Here is an 18,123-nt window from a genome sequence, read left to right as displayed (position 1 = left end):
GGATGTTTCGCCGTGAGGCGGCTGGGCGCGCCGGGCCGCCGGCGCATCTCGTCTCGACGCTGCGCGCGATTGCTCACGTGTCGACAATCGGAGCGCGAGAAACTATAAGCGCTCCGCAATCTGTCGAAACGAGACGTGGCGCTTGCTGAAATGACCATCGGGCGCGAGCGAATGAGAGCAGGCGAGACGAGGAAGCGGTTGCTTCGGCTTCTGGTCAATGAAAGACGATTTTTCGACAAGACATATTATTTGAAAGCCAATCCCGATGTCGCCGCGTCGAAGGCGAATCCTTTCAAGCATTTCATGCGTCACGGCTGGCGCGAGGGCCGCAATCCCTCCGCGGCGTTCGATTGCCTCTATTATCTCGCCACTCGCGATCTCTCGCTCGAAACCAATGCGTTGACGCATTATGTCGACTGCGTCTGGCCGCTTTCGGAAGGGTTGGCGCCCTCCGGCGAGGACGAGGTCGTCCGCTTCCAGATCGAGACCGTCCGGCCGCATGTCGACGCGTCCTTCTACCGCGCGCGCTATGGCCTCGACGAGGACGTCGACGCCGCCGAGCATTATCTGCGCGTCGGGTGCAAGCTTCTGTTCGATCCGTCGCCGTTCTTCTCGACCGAGCGCCATCTCGAGGCTCACCCCTTTCTAAGAAGCGCGAGCGCATCGCCGCTCTATCATCGACTGGCGCTACGGCCGGACGATCCCGCGAGCCCCGACGCGAGCGCCCCGGCGAAACTGGCGTCGAATATCGAACGCGTCGATTCCTGTTCGATCGCGGGATGGGCCTATGATCCGGCCGCGCCCGCCGAGCCGGTGGTCCTGGATGTCTCGATCGACGGCGTTCATTTCGCGCAGGCGACCGCCGAGTGGTCACGAAACGATCTGCGCAGCCTCGATCCTCGCATCGTCGGCGGCTGCTTCGAGACTTTCCTGCCGCCGGGCGCCGGAGCCGCGGTCGTCGATATTTCTCGGCGCGGCGCTTCGATCGAAGGCGCGCCGCTGACGGTCGAGCTGAAGCCGCATAGCCCGCGGATCGTCTCCTGCCGTCGCGTCCGGCGCCCGCTCGCCGTCGTGGTCACGCCGATCGACGACTCCGCGCGGGCGTTGAAGCGCTGCCTCGACGCCGTGATGCGCCACACCCGCGCCTCGACGTCGCTGATCCTGATCGACGACGCGAGCGCCGATCCGCAGATCGCCGAAACGCTGCGAGCGTTCGAAGGCCTGCCGAACATCGTGCTGCGGCGAAACGACGAGCCGGTCGGATATGCGAAATCGGTCGATCTCGGATTGGAGATCGCGCGCGCATCGGACGTGATTCTTCTGAGCTGCGACGCGCTGGCGGGGCCGCGCTGGGCCGATAATCTGCAGGACGCCGCCTATAGCGCCGATGACATCGCATCCGTCACCGCCCTCTGCGACGACGTCGGCGCCTTCGCCGTTCCGGATCCGCGACGTCGCGTTCCGATCGAGCCGGGATGGACGATGGAAGACTATCAGCGGCTCATCCTGCAGCATTCATCGTCGCTCCTGCCGCAGACGCCGGTCGCCGATGGATTCTGCATGTTTCTGAGGCGCGATGCGCTCGATGAGCTCGGCCCGTTCGACGCGGGATCTTTTGTCGGCCGTCACGGCGCGGAACAGGATTGGTCGATGCGCGCCGGCAGAGCCGGATGGCGTCATTTGATCGACGACCGCACGCTCGTGCATCGCATGGCTTCCGCCGACTCGCATGACGTCGCGCCGAACGCGGAAGGAGCCCGAACGATTCTCGAAGCGCGTCACCTCGACTATAGAGCGCTGTCGCGGCGTCTCGACGTCGATCCGAGGATCAATGCGGTGCGCCATGGCGTGCGGCGGCTGCGCGAGGAGATGGCCGCAGAGCGTGTCGCGACGCCGAAGCCGCGCATCCTGTTCGTGATCTCGACCCGCACCGGCGGCACGCCGATGAGCAATCGCGATCTCATGAGAGGACTGCGCGATCGTTTCGAACCCTTCCTTCTCCATTGCGATCGACGAAGGCTCACTTTGACGAAGGTGGAGCTCGACGAGTCGCGAGACGAAACCGTCGAGCGATGCGAGCTCGACCAGCCGATCGAGCTCGTCGATCATGACAGCCGCCATTACGCCGTGACGGTGGAGGACTGGCTGGCGCGACATGCGATCGAGCTCGTGCATATCCGCCATCTCGCCTGGCACGGCCTCGCTCTGCCGAAGATCGCCCGCCGCGCCGGAATTCCGGTGATCATGTCCTTCCACGATTATTACGCCGTGTGTCCGTCGCTGAAGCTGCTCGACGAAACCGGCCGCTATTGCGGCGGAGCCTGCACGCCGACGCCGGGCGAATGCGTTCCGGATCTGTGGACCCTGCAGGCCGCGCCGCCGCTGAAGGGCGCTTGGGTGCGCGAGTGGCGGAGGAAATTCGCCGAAGCCTTCGCTCACTGCGACGCTTTCGTCTCCACATCGCAGGCCGCGACGACGATTCTGGAGGCGAATTTTCCCGCGCTCGCCGGCCGCATCGACATCATCGAGCACGGCCGCGATTTTCCGTCCTTTCATCCGCCTCGCGCCGCGCCGCGAAGCGGCGCGCCGGCCGATATTCTGGTCCCCGGAAATCTCTCGGCGGAGAAGGGGCGCGACCTCGTGATGTCGCTCGCCGCGCTCGACGCGGGGCGCCGCTTGCGGTTTCACCTGCTCGGCGAGGTGTTTCCGCCGCTGCAGGGGGCGGGCGTCGTGTCGCACGGCGCCTATTCGCGCGAGCAATTCGCGGCGCGCTGTCTCGCGACCGACGCGACGATCGGCGCCGTCTTTTCGAAATGGCCGGAAACGCATTGCCACACATTGACCGAGCTGTGGTCGGTCGGCCTGCCGGTGATCGGCCTCGATTTCGGCGCCGTGGCGGAGCGCATTCGCGCCACCGGCGCCGGTTGGGTCGTTCCGCTCGATCGCGTCGAGACGCTCTATTCCGACATCTGCGACATCGTCAGCGACGGCGAGGCGCTCGCACGCGCTCGGGCGGCGGTCGCCGCATGGCAGGAAAATGAAGGCGCGCACAACACCGTCGCCGCAATGGCGACGAAATATGAGGCGCTCTATCGCAGAGTGCGAGCCGCGCGCGCATTGGGGAGCGAGCGCTGAAGACTCAGGCCGCGGGACGCCGGCGCTCGCCGTTCATCAGATGCGGATGCGCCTCGTCGTCGAATTTCGGCAGGGCGTTCATCACGCGCTCGGGCGGGAACACGACGATCGCCTCGGTGCCTTCGCGCACCTTGGAGGCGAGCTTGAACAGGCCGCCGTGCAGATCGATGAGGCCCTTGACGATCGGCAGGCCGAGGCCCGTGCCCTCCTCGGCGTTCTTCTGCGCCAGCGTGCCGCGGCCGAAGGAGGACATCACCACGGCGATCTCCTCTTCCGGAATGCCGGGGCCGGTGTCTCTGATCGCCACATATTGTCCGCCGGCGCTGGTCCAGCCGACCTTCAGCGTCACCTGTCCGCCCTGCGGCGTGAATTTGATGGCGTTGGTGAGGAGATTGAGCACGATCTGCCGCACCGCGCGCTCGTCCGCCCAGAGGCGCGGCAGGTCCGGCTCCGTCATCTCGATCATCTCGATCCCGCGCTTTTGCGCGCGGATGGTGAGAAGATGGCGGCAATCCTCGACCATCGTCGCGAGCGAGACGCTCTCCTCCTTCAGCTCGTAGCGGCCGGCCTCGACGCGCGAGAGATCGAGAATCTCGTTGATGAGCATCAAGAGATGCTGGCCGCTCGAATGAATGTCGTTGGAATAGTCCTTGTAGGCCGCGACCGCATGAACGCCGAACAATTCGTTCTTGAGCACCTCGGAGAAGCCGAGAATGGCGTTCAAGGGCGTGCGCAGCTCATGGCTCATGGTGGCGAGGAAGCGCGATTTGGCGAGATTGGCCTCCTCGGCGCGCCGGCGCGCCTCGTCGGAATTGGCCTTGGCCTGCTCCAACTCGCCGATGAGATCGTCCTTCTCGATGCGGAAGAACAGGCTCTCCCGCGTCACATGGTGGAAGCGCTTGGCGAGCACGACGAAGAACACCTGCGCCGCGCCGACCAATGCGAGCAGCGAGAGGCTCGTATCCTCGAGCGAGGAGACTCGCAGGCAGGCGACGATGGCGATCGAGATCGGCGTGACGGTCGCATAGACGGCGATCGGAATCGTCGCTGCGACCATGGTGTTGAACGCCGCCGCCAGCATCAGCATGGCGAGCACGAAGGCCTTGGCGTTGGGGTCGCCCGCCTGCAGCAGCAGCGCCGCCATCGAAGCCCAGACGAGGCCATGGGCGAATTCCGCGGCGACGAATTTGCTTCGCCAGGATATGACGTTGATATCGGCGTCGGCGAGCCGGTCGAGGCGCTTGGCGAAGCCGTAGCAGAGCAGCAGCGTCGAGAAGGCGAAAGTGGTCCAGACGATCTCGAGCTCGCCCTCCATCCAATAGCGCGTGAGGCCCGCCACCATGGCGATGAGCGCCGAGGCGGGGACGGCCGAATGGAGCCGGGCGGAGGCGTAGGCGCGCAGCAGGCCGACGTCGCAGCCGCGATGGCCCGTGTCCGAGGTGGTGAGCTTCTCGCGCGCCTCGCGCACTTTGACGCCGCGACGGCGGCGCTGCGAGCGGCCGTCCTGCGAACGGCCGCGCTCGATCATCTCGGCGGTAATCTCATCCATGATACGCGGGACCCGAAGCAATGAAACATCGCGCTCTCATTGCCTCGGGGCCGCGGTCCCGCTCCGGCGCGGCGGCGGGGGCCACAGCGAAAAAGCGAGAGATTTCCGCGCAATCCGTCGGCAAGATCGAGCAATGGCGATAATGCTGCGCAAACGTTAACGGGGGGCTCACGCAATATGTCGAATTGTCCGCATCGCGGGCCGGCGGGGTGAGCGCGGCCGAGCTTCCCGCTCTCCTCGCCGCGATCGGCGCCTGCCGCATCTGCGCCGAGCGGCCCGTGGGCCCGCCGCTGCCGCATGCGCCGCGGCCGGTGGTGCGCGTCTCGCCGATGGCGCGGCTGCTGATCGCCGGACAGGCGCCGGGCATGCGCGTGCATCGCTCCGGCCTGCCCTTCGACGATCCTTCCGGCGACCGGCTGCGCAGCTGGATGGGCGTCGATCGCGCGACCTTCTACGATGTCTCGCGCATCGGCGTCGCCGCCATGAGCTTCTGCTTTCCGGGCTATGACGCGCATGGCGGCGACCTGCCGCCGCGCCGCGAATGCGCGCGCGAGTGGCATGACGCGCTTTTCGCCGCTCTGCCGCAGGTGGAGACGATCCTGGCGGTCGGCAAATATGCGCAGGCCTATCATCTGCGCCGTCTCGGCCGCCCGGTCCCGGCCGGCGCGAGCGTCGCCGCCACGGTCGGCCGCTGGCGCGAGCTCTTCGACCTCGAGCCGCGCATCGTGCCGCTGCCGCATCCCTCGTGGCGCAACAGCGGCTGGCTGAAGCGCCATCCCTGGTTCGAGGCCGAGGCCCTGCCGGCGCTCCGCGCGGAGGTGGCGCGGCTGCTTCTCACTTGAAAGCGGGACTGGGGGGCCATATTGACCTCGCCGGCGCAGTGTTGCGCCGTTTGCCAGCGCGAGCCCAGCTTCATGACCGATCAGGATTTCCGCCGCCGCCTCGACGAGGCCGCCGCAGCGACGCAAGCGACGCTGGACGCGCTGCTCGCGCCTTCGCCGCTCGAAGGCGAGATCGCGCGGCCCGCCCGCTTGCTCGAGGCGATGCGCTATGTCGCGCTCGGCGGCGGCAAGCGCCTGCGGCCCTTTCTGGCGCTCGAATCGGCGCGGCTCTTCGGCGTTTGCGGCGAGAGCGCGGCGCGCGCCGCCGCCGCCATCGAGATGATCCACTGCTATTCGCTCGCCCATGACGATCTTCCGGCGATGGACGACGACGATCTGCGCCGCGGCCGCCCGACCGCGCACAAGGCCTTCGACGAGGCGACCGCCATTCTCGCCGGCGACGGCCTGCTCACTTATGCTTTCGACGTGCTGGCCGATCCGGCGACCCACGCCGATCCGCTGATCCGCGCGCGGCTGGTGCTGGCGCTGGCTCGCGCCGCCGGGCTCGGCGGCATGGTCGGCGGCCAGGCGCTCGACCTCGAGGCGGAAAAGGCGGCGGCGCCGCTGACGCAGGAGGAGACGCTCCGCCTGCAGGCGATGAAGACCGGCGCGCTGCTGCGCGTCTGCGTCGATTTCGGCGCCATTCTCGGCGGGGCGTCGGCAGAGGTCGCCGCAGCGCTCGGCCGTTATGGCGACGCGCTCGGCGCCGCCTTCCAGATCGCCGACGACATTCTCGACGCCGAGGGCGACGAGGCGGCGCTCGGCAAGCGCGCCGGCAAGGACGCCGAACGCAACAAGGCGACGCTCATCGGCCTGCTCGGCCTCGAAAAAGCGCGGGCGCGGCGCGACGCCCTGGTCGAGACCGCGGTGGCGGCGCTCGCCGACGCCAAGCTCGGCGAGGCGACGGCGACATTGGCCGAGGCGGCGCGCTTCGTCGCTCTGCGCAGCAGCTGAAGGCGCCGGCGGCAGTGGCGGAGACCCCTCGCGCAAATCACCGGCGACGCCCGCTGCTCTGGCGCATTCTGCGGGCGCGCTCGCGTCTCTTTCTCTGCGCATTCGCCGGCGTCGCCGTCGGACTGCTCCCCCTGCCCTGGCGCGATGTGACTCGCGCGCTCCTCGGCTGGAACGCCTTCGCGCTTTTTTATCTCCTCGTCTCCGCCGAGCAGATGGCGCGCTCGACATTGGCCACGATGCGCCATCGCGCGCAGCTGCAGGACGAGGGGCGGCTCGTCATTCTCGTCTTCACCATCGCCACGGGCTGCGCGACTCTCGGCGCGATCGTCGCCGAGCTCGGCCCGGTGAAGGACCTCCAGGGCGCGTCGAAGACCGCGCATGTGGGCCTCGCGGCGTTGACCGTCGTCAGCTCCTGGCTGTTCATCCATCTCGCCTTCGCCCTGCACTATGCGCATGAGTTCTACCTCGAGCGGGCGAGCGCGCCGGACCGTCCGGCAGAGCTGCGCGGCGGGCTGATGTTTCCGGGGACGGCGCAGCCGGGCTATATCGATTTTCTCTATTTCGCCTATGTGATCGGCGTCGCTTGCCAGACGGCGGACGTCTCCACCTCATCGACGACCATGCGCGCCGTGGCTCTGGCGCAGGGCGTCCTCGCTTTCTTCTTCAACACGGCCATATTGGCGCTGATGGTGAACATCGCTGCCGGCCTCGTCTGAGAGACTTCATTCGCGCGCCTTCGCCAGCGCCCGCTCCAGCGCGAAAACGCGCAGCGCGGAGGAGAGATTGGCGTCCCCCCGCGCCGCATCGACGCGGGCGACGAGCGCGGCGAGCGAGCAGCCTTCCTCGGCGGCGGCGGCCTTCAGCGCCTCCCAGAAGGCGCGCTCCAGCGACACGCTGGTGCGATGGCCGGCGACGACCAGCGAATGTTTTTCGAGCGCGGTCGGCGGGACGGCGTCAGGCGGTCCGTCGTTGGCGCGCGGCATAGGGAGTTGTGGGCGGCGCATGGCGAAGCGTCTCGGGCGCCGCGGCGGCGCCATGCTCGGTCTTATCCCAGTGATAGGGCCTGATCCACAAGTCGCGCAGGGCGCGCCAAGCCGCGAGCATCAGCATCAGCGCCCAGAGGGGCCGCAACAGCAACGCCGGCCACAGATGCAGCAGGCCGCCGCGCCGCATGGCGATCAGCCGCGCGCCGAGCTCGGCGTAGAAGGCCATCACCGCGACATAGCACCAAAGACAGCAGTGGACGTGCTCGAAGGCCGTCTCGGGTCGCAACAGCCGGCCGAAGGCCGCGTCGAGACCGAGCGCGAGCGCGAGCAGCGGCCCATGCAACGGCGCCAGCACGCCGCCGACGAGCAGCGCGACGACGGCGAGCGCGCGCAGGGCGCCGAGATCGGCGACGAGTCGCGAGGGCGCGCGGCAATGGACGAGAGCTGTCTGCATCCAGCCCTTCATCCAGCGCGAGCGCTGCGCGACCAGCTTGCCGAATGCGATCGGCGCCTCCTCATAGGTGCGCGAGGACATGGTTCGCGCGACATAGCCGCAGCGGGCGAGGCGCAGGCCGAGGTCTGCATCCTCGGTCACATTATAGGCGTCCCAGCCGCCGAGCGCGCGCAGGGCCGCGACGCGGAAATGATTGGAGGTTCCGCCCAGAAAGAAGGGCAGGCCCGCGGCCGAGGCGCCCTTGTCGAAGACGAGGAACAACAGCGCATAATCGATAGCGAACAGCGCCGTCATCCAATTCTGCGCGCCATTGTGGATGCAAAGGCTCGCCTGGAGGCAGGCGAGCTTCTCGTCGCCTGCGGCGAAGAGCGCGGCGGCCTTGCGCAATTGATCCGGCTCGGGCGCGTCCTCGGCGTCGAACACGGCGACGAGCGAGCCGCGCAGGAAAGGCAGAGCGATGTTGAGCGCGCGCGGCTTGGTGCGCGGCTCGCCCGGCGGCGCGACGATGATCTCGCAGAAGGGACGCAGAGGCGCCGCCCGCAGCGCCGCGGCGGTCTCGTGATCATCGTCCTCGATCACGAATTTCACATCGAGCTTGGCGTGCGGATAATCCCGGTATTATGTAGCAGCCGCACCTATAAGCAAAATCAAAGTCTTACGCTTCTATTGCGCTGCGTCAGAGCTAGAAGGAGGCGAGTCTGTAGCTAAATTTGACAACGTCGCAGCAAGTGATTCCGTCAGTTCTGTTGGGAGCGGCCCTCCGTTATCCGCGGTCGTCGCCTCCGCGGCGACTTCGCCTTCTTCTCTTTTCGTTAGCTCTTCATAGCTTCTATTCCACACGTCTACGAATTGGTCATAACTTGTATGCCGCCTCCTAGCGGCTCCATCGAGGCTCCAACAGCTTGATTTCTTACAAAAAATATACGGGAACTCCATTTTTTCGTCGAACATAAATTCGCGAAGAAAATTTCGCAAATGTATAGACTCTATATCTCCTGTTTTCGTAAGAGCGCGCTCGTAAGCCAATATTTCTTTCTTCTTTGTACTTCTTTCCATATCAAGAGTAACTATTGGATACGGCCTTCCTTGTATCACGCCCTTTAATGTATCTCTTCCGTGGTAATTGAATCTGCCCGGCAACAGGCCGTCGCACATGCATTGGCTTAGCAAATACGCTAGAGAAGCTGAAATTGCGAGCCTATCTGAGCTTGAGTGCTTTGTTACCCTAAACCCTGAGTCCATTTCTTTCCCAAGAAAATCAAACTTGCTCGGCTGTGCGTCGGCGGCAGCCTCGGTTTCTTCATCTGGGAGAGTTCCTTTAGCGGCGCGTTCGGCCGGGGAAACGATATCTACCGTAACGTTCGGAGCTGGGAATGAAGCAGTCCAAGCTGATCCTTTAACGTCCATAGGACCATTGCTGGCCAATTGCGCGCCGTAGCTCTCAAGCGCCTGCATGAACGCTATTATAGAGAACGCAAGATGTTCTAGATCAACAATCTTGTTGGCGAACAACATCTCGTCGCCGACTGTTTTCCAAATATTTGGCCGCCCGTAATCCTCCCCATTCGCACCTTTGTCGCCCGCAACTATCCGTGCAAATTTTTCCGCCAAAAGCGCGGGGAATTCACGGTAAAAGTTACGCGTAGCAATTACCCAGCGCGGGGATACCTCGCCGTCGTCTGTGACAGCCCCATCCCCGCCTTTGTAAGACGTAGACCCAACTAGGTCCACTGATATAAATAGCCTTATTCTATATTCTGGCAGCTTTATATCTTGACTGCTCATTGCAGACCAAGACTCTCGGCTCTGATGCTTGCCGATTGCTCGCTGACAACAAACATACTAGCCAATTGCTTTATATCGCTTGTTTGCGCGTATGCCGCCCTAAAATCCTTTTCCCGCATCAGGAACGAAGCCGCGAACCAATTAGCCTCCCACTCCGTGCGTTGAAGATCGGCATTGGATGGGTCAACCCACCTAGTGGCGCGCATCGCAGCTCCGGGGTACTGCTTGGCGACCATCGGATAATGGATAAACAGATGTCCTAGCTCATGCGCTATCGTAAAGCGGTCTCGCACAAGCGAAGTTATTGACGGGAGAAAGATAGTGAAATCATTCCCCGACCGCACCACGATAGACTCTGGCAGCTTACCATCCATCCTCTGCGGAGTTTTATAGACGATCTTCCCCCCCATCCGAGCGACGACCGGCTCCAGCATAGCGCCCCTGGTTAGCCCGATGCCAACAGAAACCTGCTCGGCGAAAGCTGAGATGTTCGCTTTCGACGCTCGAGACGGAATCGGGTCAAAAAGATCCATGCTCGGCGTATGAGCGATAAATGCCGATTTGTCAAGGCTAAAAACTGCCATGCGGATATGAAATTCCATTTTTGTTCAAATCATTACGAGTGATCGGCGCAGTCGTCGGATGGAAAAATGTTCTGGAATCGTTCTGAGCGTGCGGCCGCGCACCGCGCGCCGAGGTTGGCTTACGGATACTCATGTTCGGTCATCATGAGAATCCGGCGCGCAAGCGGTCACTCTCGGATGGGAAGGGGGCGGATGGCCGGGCCAAGGAAGCGTTTGCAGGCTTCCAAGTGGGGTTCGACTCCCCCCACCTCCACCAAATCTTCTAAACGGAATCAGTCTTGCGCCGTAGCGCTTTTGCCAGACTCACCGAAAAGGACGCCGCATGTCTTGCTATCGGCCTCGCCCACGAACCGAACCCCGCGGCGTTCAAGTTCAGCTTGAATTGCCTTTAGGTTGTTCGCCATCGGCTGACGCCGCCCGGCTTCAAAATCTCGAACAGTCGAAACTCCGACGCTTGCAGCGCTTGCAAGCTCGGGTTGCGAAATATCAAGAAAAGCGCGCGCTGCGCGGCACTGCCCAGGAGTCATGCCAGGAAGATAGCGACGGCAATAAAAAGCGTCAAGGTCATCACTTTGTGTTGACGCCATCGCTTTCGTCACTTATCAGTGAGGTCAACGCAAAACGTTGGACCTCAGGACATGGCGCAGCACTTCCTCCTCTCCTCCGCCGCTCGCACGCTCTCGCTGACGAAGGTCGCGCGTATGAGCGACGACGAGGCCCGCGGCGCCTTCCGGGAAATCCGTTGGGCTTCCACCAGCGGCGACCCGGTTTGCCCTTCCTGCGGCTGCGTTGCCGTCTACTCCTACAAGTCCCGCCCTATCTTCAAATGCAAAGGATGCGATAGCCAGTTCTCTGTCACGTCCGGGACCATCTTCGCCAACCGCAAGCTCCCGGTTCGCGACTACCTCATGGCGATTGCCATCTTCGCGAATGGCGCGAAGGGCCACAGCGCGCTTCAGCTCTCCCGTGACCTCGACGTCCAGTACAAGACCGCTTTCGTTCTTGCTCATAAAATCCGCGAGGCGCTTGCGGCCGAGGTCGAAGGCATGAAAGCCACTGGCGATGTCGAAATCGATGGCGCCTATTTCGGCGGTTACGTGAAGCCGACCAATCACAAAGAGAACCGCCGCGACCGTCGCCTTGCTGTGAACCAGAACGGCAAGCGCCAGTGCGTCGTCATCATGCGCGAGCGCAACGGCCGCACACTCCCCTTCGTCTTCAAGAGCGAAGCCGAGTCGGTTTCAACGATTGCCGGCCGAGTTGCCGCCGGCGCGACCGTTCATGCTGACGAGGCCCTTCATTGGGATCGGCTCCACGCGCTCTACCTGACGAAGCGCATCAATCATGAGCACTCCTATTCCGAGGATGGCGCTTGCACGAACCAAGCGGAGAGCTTCTTCTCTCGTCTGCGTCGCGCCGAAATCGGAACGCACCACCACATCGCCGGCCGGTATCTCTCTGCCTACGCTCGCGAGATGGCGTGGCGCGAAGATCACCGCCGCGTTTCGAATGGCGAGCAATATCTTATGATGGCGTCAGCGGCGCTAGCGCATCCTGTGTCGCGCCAGTGGAAGGGGTATTGGCAGCGCCCCGCCATAGATTGACGCCATTCATGTTTCGTTAATCCGCATCGTGAATGATCAACCCGTGCCCACAATCCGAGCTACGTAGCCGTAGCTATAGGTTGACATCGGCCTTGAAAGTGGGGTTTAACCCACTAGTTGTCTGATTTGTCGCCCAGCGCGCTCCCTATGTGCGTCATGGCGGCTTTCTCTTGTGTTGGGAAAGGAGGGTGGACATGAGATCGCAACTTGATCGAGCGGCAGGAATCCTGTTCCCCGCTAATGACGCTGCTCGCGTCGGGAATGTCAAGTTTTTCACATTGAACCGCCACGTCACAGGAGAGCAGTTAGCCGATCAGCTCCTACGCGCTGATGCGCAAGTGGAAGCGAAGGAGGCTACTCTTGTGCTCGATATTGACGGCGATTTGACCGCCTGACGAGAATCGGTTAGCCAGCTAGGCTTCTGTCTGGAGCTGGCTGATCGATGCTGCTTTTTTCTGATCTCTACAAAATTGCCGATAGCGAATCGGCTACGGTCGTATCCGTAAAAGCGTTGGCCTCCCAAATCGTCGCGCGCCATTCCGACATCGGTGAGGTTAATTTCTGGGCAGTCGACCTAGACCCAACGATATCTTTCGGCCACATCAGGTTTGATAAAGACCGATCAAGCCCATACGGTGAAACGTATAGGGTAGCCAACATCCGTTATCATAGACCAATGAATAGGTGTTGGCGGAGATTCGTATGCTGCAAAGAGCTTATGCATGTCTTCGACTCTCCTGAAGAGAGGGTCGATGGCAGAGAGAAATTTTTGACTCTGATGGAAGAACTTGAGTCAACGCCTTTGTCATCTGATGCGTCGCCAATGTATCAATCAGAAATAAGAGCTCAGTGGATGGCTCTACTATGCTTGGCCCCCAAGCGCTTGCGAGATCCATTTGTTGAAATGCTTAGGCAAGGGGCAATGTCACCGTACGATGTAGCTGTAAGGCTCAAGATTCCAGAGGCGTATATTTCTGCTATTTCAACTGATTACTACAATAAAGTGCTCGACCATTTGGTTGAGTAGGTCCGCCGTCATATATGCGAACAACTCCGCCCTCCAAACCATGCTCCCGCGCAAGCCACCGCTACGCTTACGATTGCCCGTTCCGCCAGACCCTAACGCCCTTCCGCTTCCCCACCCCAATGACGCGCCCGCGCTTCTCCTGCATTCGCATGGCTTGAACGATCCGGTAATTGATCGCTATGCGGAGTACTGCGTCGCTTTCGTCCATACCCTTGGCTTGGATGACCGCGAGCGATAGCTCTCGCGTGTCCAGCCCCTCGGGAGCCTCGGCTAGGGCCATCTGGCAAATCTTGTGGATCTCACCGCGCTTGAAGAGGCGGGTTAGATCCATGTGGACCGGGAAGACCTCATGCTCTCCGTTCAGCTCGAATAAGCGGAGAGTCGCGTTGACGTGGGCGAGGTCCCGGCGAAGCGTCTCTATCTTCTTCTCATAGGCGCGGATGGCGCCTTCCATCTGGTCGCGCTTGGAGCGGAGGGTGGAGAGGATATGAGGATCGGCCATGCCTAACCATGGCATAAGCTCGACAATTCAGGTAGATAGGCTAAGGTGTAGCTGCTACATAATACCGGATAATCCAGCGCCGCCATGGCTTTCGCGAGCTGGCGCGCGACCGGCGCCTCACGGTAGAGCGCGACGATGACCGAATAGACCGGCAGGTCCGCCTCCGCGAGAGAAGGCGCGCGCTCCTCCGCCGCGGGGCCATGCGCGCAGGCGTAGATGCGCAGCAGCACGCTGCCGAGAAAGGCGAGCGCCAGCAGCGAGGCCGTGGCCAGGCCCGCCTGCGACGCCGGCGCCGCCCAGGCTGCCGCCAGAATGAACCCCACCGGCGCGCCGCTCGCCAAAGCGCGCCGCACGCACAGATGCGGCAGGATGCGCTCGACCGAATGCGCGGCCGCGCGCGTCAGCGAGTCAACGCTGGCGCGGCGCAGCGCCTCATCGAGCAGCGCCGGCGTGGCGATGGCGAAGAGCGGGCGTCCCGCCGCCGTGCGCGAGAGACCCATGAGACGGACGATGTCCGCCCCGCGCGGCGCGAACAGCCAGAGCGGCCCCGAAGGCGAGCCGGGAGCAAAGCGCGCATATCCCCGCGCCGCGTCGGCCTCGAGATCGGTGGAGGGCGCGAGACCTTCGGGCGCGTCGAGAAAGGGGACCTTCAGCTCGGCGGCGAGCGCACGGTAGAACGCCTCCTGCGTGAGGAGCCCTTCGGCGATCAGCACGGCGTCGGCCGTCGCCCCCTGACGCCGCGCCATCGCCGCGCCATATTGCAGCATGACCAGCGGCGCGCCATGGGCGGCGAGAAAGGCGATCTCCGGCGGCAGCGGACGGCCGGCGCCGGGCGCGAGCTTCTCGGGAGAGTTCCAAGCGCGCCGGCGGGGAGCGTCGGACTCGGGCGCGGCGTCGCGGCGCCGCGGAACGGAGACGGGATCGTCGCGCTGCAGCGACGCGGATCGCGGGGAAAACCTATCGACCCGATCGACGCTCATAAGCTAAGCTCCGCGAACCGCCGCGCCGCCGTTCGCGCGAACCTCGGGACTTTGGCTCTCGACTGAAATGATGAAGTCAACGAAAGCACCAATAGCTTCAGCTTGGCAAAAGGGCGCGGCTTTGGCAAGCCGCCGGCTCGCGCTCGCGCTGATCGTCGCGCCTCTGCTCACGGCTTTCGCCCAAGCGGCGGAGCCTGCGCCCGCGCCTTCCTTCTGGGACCCGGGGCGCAAGCTGGAGAAGCCCGATCTCTCCACGATCAAGCAGATCCGCTTCCTCACCGAGGATGATTATCCGCCCTTCGATTTCGCTCTGCCGGATGGGACGGTCGCCGGCTTCAATGTCGATCTCGCGCGCGCGCTCTGCGAGGAGCTCGAGGTCGTCTGCACCATTCAGCGCCGCCGCTTCGATCTCATCGTCGCCGCGCTCGAGGAGGGCGCCGGAGACGCGGCCGTCGCCTCGATGGCGGTGAGCGACGCGGCGCGCAAGGCGGTCGATTTCACCGCGCCTTATTACACGACGCCCGGCCGTTTCGTGATCCGCAAGGATTCGCTGCTGCCCGCAGCGACGCCGTCGGCGCTCGCCGATCGCACCATCGCCGTCGCCGAGGGCGGCGCCCATGAGGCGTTTCTGAAGACCTTCTTTCCCAAGGCGACGCTCGCGACCTTCCCCACCGCGCAGCAGGCGCGCGCGGCGCTGAAGGAGGGCCGCGCCCATGCGATGTTCGGCGACGCCATCACGCTCGCCTTCTGGCTCAATGGCCAGGAGGCGGGCGAGTGCTGTCGGTTCATGGATGGCCCGTTCACCGATCCGCGCTTCTTCGGCGACGGCGTCGGCATAGCGGTGAGGAAGAACAATGTCGCGCTGCGCCGCGCGCTCGATTACGCGCTGGCCCGGATCGCGCAGAAGGGCGTCTATTCAGAGCTGTATCTGAAGTATTTTCCGATCGGGCCGTATTGAGGGGCGGTGAAGTCGAACATCGGGTTCGTCATTGCGAGCCTCGCGAAGCAATCCACAGCAACGGGGCGGGCTCTGGATTGCTTCGTCGCTTCGCTCCTCGCAATGACGCCCCTCACTGATCCGCTATTACGCCCGGAACTCCCGCGCCAGCGCCTTCTCGATCTCGGGCAGCGGGTGGCGCGTCAAATCCTTGTCCAGCTCGCCTTTCACCTTGCCTTTGGCTTTCGGCGACAGCTCCTGGCGCAATTCTCCGAGGACGCGCGGCGGGGCGATGATGACGATCTCGCTCAATTCGCCGGACTCGGCCGCGGCATTGATCCGCTCGGCGACGCTCTTGGCGAAATGCTCCTTCTCGAGCTCGTGCCAGTCGGCGTTCTCGACGGCGCTGCGCGGCGCTCCGCCCGTGCCGAAGGCGCGGCCGGGCGCGTCGGTCCCCTGCTCGCGCGTCGGGGGATTATCGTCGACGCGCGCCTCGACGACGCGCAGATCGATAAGGTCCGGATCGCCATGATTTTGCAGAAACAGGGCTCTGCGGCCGTCGCCGACGAGAACCCAGGCGCCATTGTGAACCGCTATATTGGTCATGTGTTTGTCTTTCGTTGAACGGCCCTGCAGGATCCATCTGGGGGCCGCTCGGCGAGACGACAAGCGCGACGAGACGCCGCGCTTCCGCTTTCAGGCGGACGCTTCTTCCGTCTCGCGCTCCTCCTGCGCGGCGCGACGCAGCGCGCGCTCGGCGGCGTCGGCCTCGCGCTGGCGGCTCCACATCGCCGCATAGGCGCCGCCGCGCGCCAGCAATTGCTGGTGCGAGCCGCGCTCCATGACGCGGCCCTGGTCGAGAAACAGGATTTCGTCCGCATCCACCACCGTCGACAGCCGATGCGCAATCACGAGAGTCGTGCGGCCGCGCGAGACGCGCGCCAGCGCTTCCTGAATCTCATGCTCGGTGAAGCTGTCCAGCGCCGATGTCGCCTCGTCCAGCACGAGAATCGGCGGCCCTTTGAGAATGGTGCGGGCGATGGCGACGCGTTGCTTCTCGCCGCCCGAGAGCTTCAACCCGCGCTCGCCGACCTGCGCGCCATAGCCGCCCGGCGCGCTGCGGATGAAATTGTCGATCTGCGCGAGCCGCGCCGCCTCGCGCACCTCCTCCATGCTCGCGTCCCAGCGGCCATAGCGGATGTTGTAGGCGATGCTGTCGTTGAACAGCACCGTATCCTGCGGCACCATGCCGATAGAATCGCGCAGGCTGCGTTGCGTCACGGCGGCAATATCCTGGCCGTCGATGAGAATGCGGCCCGATTGCGGCTCGTAGAAACGGAACATGAGGCGCGAGATCGTCGATTTGCCGGCGCCCGATGGCCCGACGATGGCGATGGTCGCGCCGGGCGCCGCCTCGAAGGAGACGTCGCGCAGGATCGGCCGCTGCGGATCATAGGCGAAGGCGACATTGTCGAAGACGACGCGTCCCTCGCGAACGACGAGATCGCGCGCATCCGGCCGATCGGCGATCTCCGGCTGCTCGGAGATGATGGCGAACATCTTCTCTATGTCGACGATCGCCTGCCGCGTCTCGCGATAGAGCGTGCCCATGAAATTGAGCGGCTGATAGAGCTGGATCATCATCGCATTGACCAGCACGAAATCGCCGACGCTGTTGCGACCCGATTTCACGCCATAGGCGCACATGACCATGATGATGGTGAGGCCCGCCGTGTAGATGAGCGCCTGGCCGGCGTTGAGCACGGCGAGCGAGACATAGGATTTGACGCTGGCGCCCTCATAGAGCGCCATGGATTTGTCGTAACGCTCCGCCTCGCGCCGCTCGGCGCCGAAATATTTCACCGTCTCGTAATTCAAGAGGCTGTCGATCGCCTTCACATTGGCGTCGACGTCGCTCTCGTTCATCGCGCGGCGAATGGCGATTCGCCAATTGGTGGCGAGCAGCGTGTAGCCGAGAAAGGCGACAATCGTCAGCGTCGCCACGAGAGCGTAGGCGAGATCGAATTGCACGAGCAGCACGCCGAGCACGAGCGCGAATTCGATGACAGTCGGAACCGCCGTCGACATCACGAGGCGCGTCAGCGTCTCTATGGCGTTGCGGCCACGCTCCAGCACGCGCGTCAACCCGCCGGTCTTGCGCGAGATGTGAAAGCGCAGCGACAATTGATGCATATGCACGAAGACATGATCGGCGAGCCGCCGCACCGCATGCATCGCCACCGCCGCGAACAGAGCGTCGCGCGCCTGCGTCAAGAATGCGTAGAGCGTGCGCAGCGCGCCATAGAGCAGGGTGAAGGCGGCGGCCCCGAGCAGCACGGGCGCGGCATTGTCGAGAGTGAGAGAATCGGCCGCCCATTTGAAGGTGAAGGGGACCGCCATGTTCACCAATTTGCCGATGACGAGCAGCACCAGCGCGTAGAGCACGCGGCGCTCGAGATCGGGCCGGCCCTTCGGCCAGATATAGGGCCACAGCCCGCGAATCGTCGCCGTCACGGAAACGTCGCCGGCAGGCTTTTCGATCTCTTCGACCGCCCCATGTACCGAAGCTTCCGTGTCGTCCTGCTCGACCTGTCGCATACCTTCGTCCCGTCCCCTCTCGCTGGAGGAGTTCACATGACATCCAATGTCCATATAAGAGCTTTGCGGGGAGAACGCACGACCGCTCCGGCTACGCCGTTTTCGGCGGCCCGAGACGACGCCTCCGGCGCCGACCAATGGTCCGGC

The 18,123-nt window shown here is 63.8% G+C and carries 17 protein-coding genes and 1 pseudogene; 8 read left to right on the top strand and 10 right to left on the bottom strand.

All coding sequences use genetic code 11. The annotated features are described in order from the left end of the window. The first annotated feature begins 198 nt into the window (after nt 1-198). Nucleotides 199-3,135: a glycosyltransferase gene (locus tag CQW49_RS16570; protein WP_003613037.1), complete on the top strand. Its 2,937-nt coding sequence runs from the start codon at nt 199-201 to the stop codon at nt 3,133-3,135. A gap of 4 nt (nt 3,136-3,139) precedes the next feature. Here CQW49_RS16570 and CQW49_RS16565 read toward each other — a convergent pair whose 3' ends face one another. After that, nucleotides 3,140-4,684: a sensor histidine kinase gene (locus CQW49_RS16565; protein WP_003613038.1), complete on the bottom strand. Its 1,545-nt coding sequence runs from the start codon at nt 4,682-4,684 to the stop codon at nt 3,140-3,142. Between the two features lie 185 nt (nt 4,685-4,869). On the opposite strand from CQW49_RS16565, the gene CQW49_RS16560 reads away from it, so the two are divergent. The 3 genes from CQW49_RS16560 to CQW49_RS16550 all read left to right on the top strand — a co-directional run bounded on the left by CQW49_RS16560 (nt 4,870) and on the right by CQW49_RS16550 (nt 7,235). Further along, nucleotides 4,870-5,526 carry a uracil-DNA glycosylase family protein gene (locus CQW49_RS16560; RefSeq protein ID WP_244593388.1) on the top strand — a complete coding sequence of 219 codons (657 nt, stop codon included), beginning with the start codon at nt 4,870-4,872 and terminating at the stop codon, nt 5,524-5,526. A gap of 72 nt (nt 5,527-5,598) precedes the next feature. Further along, on the top strand, nt 5,599-6,519 hold the full coding sequence (locus tag CQW49_RS16555) for a polyprenyl synthetase family protein (RefSeq protein ID WP_003613040.1): 921 nt from the start codon (nt 5,599-5,601) through the stop codon (nt 6,517-6,519). Between the two features lie 14 nt (nt 6,520-6,533). Then, on the top strand, nt 6,534-7,235 hold the full coding sequence (locus tag CQW49_RS16550) for a DUF1345 domain-containing protein (protein ID WP_003613041.1): 702 nt from the start codon (nt 6,534-6,536) through the stop codon (nt 7,233-7,235). A gap of 6 nt (nt 7,236-7,241) precedes the next feature. Here the strand turns inward: CQW49_RS16550 and CQW49_RS16545 are convergent, their stop codons facing one another. The 5 genes and pseudogenes from CQW49_RS16545 to CQW49_RS25680 all read right to left on the bottom strand — a co-directional run bounded on the left by CQW49_RS16545 (nt 7,242) and on the right by CQW49_RS25680 (nt 10,855). Then, entirely contained in the window at nt 7,242-7,502 is a 261-nt protein-coding gene (locus CQW49_RS16545; protein WP_024749578.1) for a ribbon-helix-helix domain-containing protein, read from the bottom strand. Next, nucleotides 7,474-8,550: pseudogene (locus CQW49_RS16540) on the bottom strand (glycosyltransferase family 2 protein); the annotation flags it as partial. The gene CQW49_RS16545 and the pseudogene CQW49_RS16540, both read right to left, overlap by 29 nt. A 72-nt stretch (nt 8,551-8,622) precedes the next feature. Continuing rightward, nucleotides 8,623-9,744 (bottom strand): hypothetical protein, encoded by a 1,122-nt coding sequence (locus tag CQW49_RS24720; RefSeq protein WP_003613045.1) that lies wholly within the window; start codon nt 9,742-9,744, stop codon nt 8,623-8,625. Continuing rightward, complete coding sequence (locus tag CQW49_RS16535) at nt 9,741-10,346, bottom strand: ImmA/IrrE family metallo-endopeptidase (RefSeq protein WP_051418674.1); 606 nt, start codon at nt 10,344-10,346, stop codon at nt 9,741-9,743. The genes CQW49_RS24720 and CQW49_RS16535 overlap by 4 nt, the downstream gene beginning before the upstream one ends. A 254-nt stretch (nt 10,347-10,600) precedes the next feature. Continuing rightward, a complete protein-coding gene (locus tag CQW49_RS25680; protein ID WP_040566392.1) occupies nt 10,601-10,855 on the bottom strand; it encodes a helix-turn-helix domain-containing protein in 255 nt (84 codons plus the stop codon). A 111-nt stretch (nt 10,856-10,966) separates the two neighbouring features. On the opposite strand from CQW49_RS25680, the gene CQW49_RS16525 reads away from it, so the two are divergent. The 3 genes from CQW49_RS16525 to CQW49_RS24710 all read left to right on the top strand — a co-directional run bounded on the left by CQW49_RS16525 (nt 10,967) and on the right by CQW49_RS24710 (nt 12,959). Beyond that, on the top strand, nt 10,967-11,932 hold the full coding sequence (locus CQW49_RS16525) for an IS1595 family transposase (protein WP_003613048.1): 966 nt from the start codon (nt 10,967-10,969) through the stop codon (nt 11,930-11,932). A 194-nt stretch (nt 11,933-12,126) separates the two neighbouring features. Next, nucleotides 12,127-12,327 carry a hypothetical protein gene (locus CQW49_RS24715; protein ID WP_024749580.1) on the top strand — a complete coding sequence of 67 codons (201 nt, stop codon included), beginning with the start codon at nt 12,127-12,129 and terminating at the stop codon, nt 12,325-12,327. 323 nt (nt 12,328-12,650) lie between these two features. Further along, complete coding sequence (locus CQW49_RS24710; RefSeq protein WP_155931252.1) at nt 12,651-12,959, top strand: hypothetical protein; 309 nt, start codon at nt 12,651-12,653, stop codon at nt 12,957-12,959. 67 nt (nt 12,960-13,026) lie between these two features. Here CQW49_RS24710 and CQW49_RS16520 read toward each other — a convergent pair whose 3' ends face one another. Then, nucleotides 13,027-13,461: a hypothetical protein gene (locus CQW49_RS16520; RefSeq protein WP_003613051.1), complete on the bottom strand. Its 435-nt coding sequence runs from the start codon at nt 13,459-13,461 to the stop codon at nt 13,027-13,029. A 2-nt stretch (nt 13,462-13,463) separates the two neighbouring features. After that, complete coding sequence (locus CQW49_RS16515) at nt 13,464-14,441, bottom strand: hypothetical protein (protein WP_003613053.1); 978 nt, start codon at nt 14,439-14,441, stop codon at nt 13,464-13,466. Nucleotides 14,442-14,562: 121 nt separating this feature from the next. Here CQW49_RS16515 and CQW49_RS16510 point away from each other — a divergent pair, with 121 nt between their 5' ends. After that, the gene (locus CQW49_RS16510) at nt 14,563-15,399 is read left to right on the top strand and encodes a transporter substrate-binding domain-containing protein (RefSeq protein ID WP_003613055.1); all 837 of its coding nucleotides are present in this window, start codon (nt 14,563-14,565) and stop codon (nt 15,397-15,399) included. 126 nt (nt 15,400-15,525) lie between these two features. Here the strand turns inward: CQW49_RS16510 and CQW49_RS16500 are convergent, their stop codons facing one another. Then, nucleotides 15,526-15,984: a baeRF12 domain-containing protein gene (locus CQW49_RS16500; protein WP_003613058.1), complete on the bottom strand. Its 459-nt coding sequence runs from the start codon at nt 15,982-15,984 to the stop codon at nt 15,526-15,528. A 90-nt stretch (nt 15,985-16,074) separates the two neighbouring features. After that, nucleotides 16,075-17,976 carry an ABCB family ABC transporter ATP-binding protein/permease gene (locus CQW49_RS16495; protein WP_003613060.1) on the bottom strand — a complete coding sequence of 634 codons (1,902 nt, stop codon included), beginning with the start codon at nt 17,974-17,976 and terminating at the stop codon, nt 16,075-16,077. Between the last annotated feature and the right edge of the window lie 147 nt (nt 17,977-18,123).

The organism is Methylosinus trichosporium OB3b, assembly GCF_002752655.1.
In the GTDB taxonomy this organism is placed as follows: Bacteria; Pseudomonadota; Alphaproteobacteria; order Rhizobiales; family Beijerinckiaceae; genus Methylosinus; species Methylosinus trichosporium.
The sequence above is the reverse complement of the archived record's forward strand: the minus strand, read 5'-3'. Positions and strand labels throughout refer to the sequence as shown.